The organism is Phenylobacterium aquaticum, from assembly GCF_947378715.1.
GTDB classification, from domain to species: Bacteria; Pseudomonadota; Alphaproteobacteria; order Caulobacterales; family Caulobacteraceae; genus Phenylobacterium; species Phenylobacterium aquaticum_A.
Genome location: NZ_CANCLE010000228.1, coordinates 1 through 4,575 on the forward strand (window position 1 = coordinate 1; position 4,575 = coordinate 4,575).

3 protein-coding genes are annotated in these 4,575 nt (G+C 69.5%); 2 read left to right on the top strand and 1 reads right to left on the bottom strand.

What is annotated here, in order from left to right:
• Positions 1–237, bottom strand: a 237-nt coding sequence (locus tag Q7P21_RS19440) for an MBL fold metallo-hydrolase (RefSeq protein ID WP_304179912.1), incomplete at its 3' end; no start/stop codon positions are given.
• A 134-nt stretch (positions 238–371) separates the two neighbouring features.
• Between Q7P21_RS19440 and Q7P21_RS19445 the strand changes: the two genes are divergently transcribed.
• Positions 372–1,949 carry an APC family permease gene (locus Q7P21_RS19445; protein WP_304179915.1) on the top strand — a complete coding sequence of 526 codons (1,578 nt, stop codon included), beginning with the start codon at positions 372–374 and terminating at the stop codon, positions 1,947–1,949.
• A gap of 31 nt (positions 1,950–1,980) precedes the next feature.
• Complete coding sequence (gene hrpB, locus Q7P21_RS19450) at positions 1,981–4,419, top strand: ATP-dependent helicase HrpB (protein ID WP_304179926.1); 2,439 nt, start codon at positions 1,981–1,983, stop codon at positions 4,417–4,419.
• Positions 4,420–4,575 lie beyond the last annotated feature (156 nt).

The window sequence follows — 4,575 nt, forward strand, 5'->3', positions numbered from 1 at the left end:
GGCCTTGAGCGCCGCCGTGCCGCCGGCGTGGTCGAGGTGGCCGTGGGTGATCCAGATCTTCTCCAGGGTCAGCCCATGGTCCTTCAGGGCGCCCATCAGGCGCGGCGTCTCTCCGCCCGGGTCGATGATCGCCGCCTTCATGGTCTTGGTGCACCAGACGATGGTGCAGTTCTGGGCCAGCGGGGTGACCGGGGCGATCAGGGCGCGAATGGGCGAGGTCTGCGAGGGTGCGTTCATCGCAACCATGATGGTGTTTTAGGCGCCGAAATGGAAGTCCGGCGGCGCTGCGCACGGTGATTGCCCGTTGGATCACCTGCGGCTAGCGTGCCGACCAAAGCCCGAAGCCTTGAAGCGAGATAGGAAGCAGCCGTATGGCGATTAGTATTTTTCGGCGGAAATCTGTAGCTCAGATTCAGGCCGAGCATGAGAGCAGTGAGTTGAAGCGATCGCTTGGTGCGATCAATCTGATCCTGCTAGGTATTGGCTGTATCATCGGGACCGGGATTTTCGTTCTCACCGGGCGAGCAGCGGCTCAGTTCGCTGGTCCGGGCATCATGATCTCGTTCATCATCACGGGAACGCTTTGCGCGTTCGTCGCCCTTTGCTACGCGGAACTGGCTTCGGCCCTGCCCGTATCTGGATCGGCCTATTCCTACACCTACGCCTCGATGGGCGAGGGACCTGCCTGGGTCATGGGTCTGTTGCTGGTGCTTGAGTATGGCCTTGCCGCCTCGACCGTATCGGTGGGCTGGTCAGGCTATTTCGTAAGCCTGATGCATGACATCGGCCTGGCCATTCCTCCAGAGCTGACAGCGGCGCCGGGCGTGGCGGTGAAGAACGCCAGCGGCGTGGTGATCGCCACCGGCGTCGCCAATGTGCCGGCGATTGCGGTGATCGGACTGGTCACCCTGTTGCTCATCCGTGGCGTCACGGAGTCTGCGGCGGTCAACAATATCATCGTCGCCATCAAGGTGGCGGTGGTGGTGCTCTTCATCGTCATCGGGTCGCGCTACGTCCACCCGGCGCAGTGGAGCCCCTTGGTTCCCGCCCAGGTTCCGGCCGTGGCCGCCGGTGTGCCCAATGACATCTGGCATCAGATCGGTCGCGCCCTGGTCGCCGTGGTCACGGGCGACAATTCGACGAAATATGGGATTGGCGGGGTCATTCACGCCGCGGCGGTGATCTTCTTCGCCTATCTTGGCTTCGAGGCGGTCTCCACAGCGGGCGCCGAGGCGCGCAACCCCGGCAAGGACATGCCGATCGGCATTCTGGGCGCCCTGCTGGTCTGCACGATCCTCTACATCCTGACCTGCGCGGTGCTGGTGGGCATCGTGCCCTATCAGCAGCTCGACGTGCCGGCGCCGATCGCGCTGGCCGCCGACATGATGCACCTGCCGTGGTTCGCCTTCGTGGTGAAGATCGGCGCCATCGCCGGGCTCTCCTCGGTGATGCTGGTGCTGCTCTACGGCCAGACCCGTATCTTCTACACCATGTCCCGCGACGGCCTGCTGCCGACCGCCCTGGCCACGGTGCACAAGACGTTCCAGACACCCTGGATCAACACGATCATCGTCGGGATCGCCGCCATGTGCGCGGCGGGCTTCCTGTCGCTGGACGCGCTGTCGGATCTGTCCAATGTCGGCTCGCTCGCCGCGTTCGCCCTGGTGTGCATCACGGTGATCTATCTGCGCACCACCGAGCCCAATCTCGCCCGGCCATTCCGGACCCCGCTCTATCCGGTGGTGCCGATCCTGGGCGCGGCCATGTGCGCGGTGCTGCTGATGAGCCTGATGGCCACACCCGCCACCCGGCATTTCTTCCTCGGCTACCTCATCCTCGGGGTGATCGTCTATTTCGCCTACGGCATGCGCTCCTCCAAGCTGGGCAAGGGCGTCGTTGTCGGGGGACATGAAGCGGCGCCGATGGAATTGCCGCACAAGGGAGACTGACGCGCACCCGCAGGGCCGCTAGATACGGCGGATGCTGCCGATCCACGATGTGCTCGAGGACATCAAGGCGGCGTTGGCGGGAGCCAGCGCCGCCGTTCTTGTCGCACCTCCCGGCGCGGGGAAGACCACCGTGGTCCCCCTGCACCTGCTCGACGCCCCCTGGTTGGCCGGCGGCAAGATCATCATGCTGGAGCCGCGAAGGCTGGCCGCCCGCGCCGCCGCCGAGCGCATGGCCAAGACCCTGGGCGAGAAGGTCGGCCAGACCGTCGGCTATCGCGTGCGCCTGCAGTCCAAGGTCTCTGCCGCGACCCGGATCGAGGTGGTCACCGAGGGAGTCTTCGCCCGCATGATCCTGTCCGACCCCAGCCTGGACGGCGTGGGGGCGGTGATCTTCGACGAGTTCCATGAGCGCAGCCTGGACGCCGACCTGGGCCTGGCCCTGGCCCGCGACGCCCAGGGGCTGCTGCGCGACGATCTGCGCATCCTGGTGATGTCGGCCACCCTGGACGGGGCGGCGGTAGCGAAGCTGCTGGCCGACGCGCCGGTGATCGAGAGCCTGGGCCGCGTCTATCCGGTCGACACCCGCTATCTGGGCCGCGATGAGCGCCTGCGCCTGGAGGACCGGACCGTGCGCGCCGTCGAGCGGGCCCTGGCCGAGGAGACCGGCTCCATCCTGGTGTTTCTGCCCGGGCAGGGGGAGATCCGCCGCACCGCCGAGCAGCTGGGCGAACGGCTGCGAAGGGCCGATGTGGTGGTGGCCCCCCTGTATGGCGCCCTGGACCCTGGGGAGCAGGACCGGGCGATCTCGCCGGCTGCGCCCGGGGTGCGCAAGGTGGTGCTGGCCACCTCCATCGCCGAGACCAGCCTGACCATCGAGGGCGTGCGGGTGGTGATCGACTGCGGCCTGGCCCGGGTTCCGCGCTTTGATCCGTCAAGCGGCCTGACCCGGCTGGCCACGGTCCGGGTCAGCCGCGCCGCCGCCGACCAGCGCCGGGGCCGGGCGGGGCGGACCGAGCCCGGCGTCTGCTACCGGCTGTGGGACGAGGCGGAGACCCGGGCGCTTCCGGCCTATGCCGATCCGGAGATCCTCGACGCCGACCTCTCGGGCCTGGCGCTCGACCTGGCCCGCTGGGGGGCGAAGGACGCCGCCGCCCTGGCCTTTCTCGACCCGCCGCCCAAGGCCGCCTTCAGCGAGGCGCGCAGCCTGCTCTGGCGGCTGGGGGCGCTGACGCCGGACGGCGTGCTCACCGCCCATGGCGAGGCGCTGAGCGAGTTCCCCCTGGCGCCGCGCCTGGCGCACATGGTGCTCAAGGCCGCCGAGACCGGCCAGGCGGTCCGCGCGGCCAAGATCGCCGCCCTGGTCAGCGAGCACAATCTGGGCGGCCGCGACGCCGACCTGCGCCACCGGCTGGAGAACTTCGAGCGCGACCGCAGCCCCCGCGCCCGCGACGCCCGGACCCTGGCTGAGCGCTGGGCTGGGCTGGCGGGAAGGGCGGGGCGCGGCGAGCCGCTGGAAGACGGGCTCTTGCTCGCCTTCGCCTATCCCGAACGCGTGGCCAAGGCCCGGGGCAAGACCGGGGAATTCCAGCTGGTCAATGGCCGGGGCGCCTTCCTTGAGCCCACCGATGCGCTCGCCCGCGAACCCTGGCTGGCCATAGCCGAGCTGGGCGGCGGCGATCGGCGCGACCGGATCCTGCTGGCCGCGCCGCTGGATGAGGCCGATCTGGCCCGCGCCTTCGCCGATCAGCTGGAGACGGAGGATCGGCTGGAGGAGAGCGGCGGCGGACGGCTGCGCGCCAAACGCCTGACCCGGTTGGGGCGGCTCACCCTGCGCGAGGAGATCGACGAGAACCCCGATCCCGCCCTGATCGCCCGGGCCCTGGCCGACCGGGTGCGGGCCGAGGGGCTGGGCGGGCTGAACTGGGGCGAGGCGGCGGTGAGCCTGCGCCAGAGGGTGGGGTTCCTGCGGGCGCGCGGCGAGGGCGACTGGCCCGATCTGTCGGATGCGGCCCTGGTCGCGCGGCTGGATGAGTGGCTGACGCCGCTGCTGCCGGGCTTGCGGTCGCTGTCGGGGTTGAAGCCGGACGCGCTCGACGGCGCGCTGCGCAGCCTGATCCCCTGGGACAAGCAGCGGGCGCTGGAGGCGGCTTTCCCCCTGCGCTGGACCGCGCCCACCGGCAACAGCTTCGCCATCGACTATGGCGCCGAGGCGGGCCCCCGGGTGGACGTGCGGGTGCAGGAGGTGTTCGGCCTGAAGGTCCATCCGACGGTCGGCGGCGTGCCCCTGACCCTGTCGCTGCTGTCGCCGGGGCATAAGCCGGTCCAGACCACCCAGGACCTGCCAGGCTTCTGGGGGGGGTCCTGGAAGGACGTGCGCTCCGACATGCGCGGCCGCTATCCGAAGCACGTTTGGCCGGAGGACCCGGCCAACACGCCGCCGACCGCGCGGGCCAAGCCTCGGGGGACGTGAGACCCGTCACGCGTCTATGATGCGCCGGGCCTCGTAACTTCCCCCGAGGAGGAGCCTTCCATGAGACTTGCCCTGTTCGTGTTGCTCGCCAGCCTTGGAGCCGCCGCCGCACAAGCCCAGCCGACCGATCCGCGTCTCGCCCTGGATGCGGCGGTG

What these genes read in the sequence shown, in the direction of transcription:
- Q7P21_RS19445 (WP_304179915.1), top strand. Translation starts at nt 372, where the DNA reads ATGGCGATTAGTATTTTTCGGCGGAAATCTGTAGCTCAGATTCAGGCC.
- hrpB (WP_304179926.1), top strand. Translation starts at nt 1,981, where the DNA reads ATGCTGCCGATCCACGATGTGCTCGAGGACATCAAGGCGGCGTTGGCG.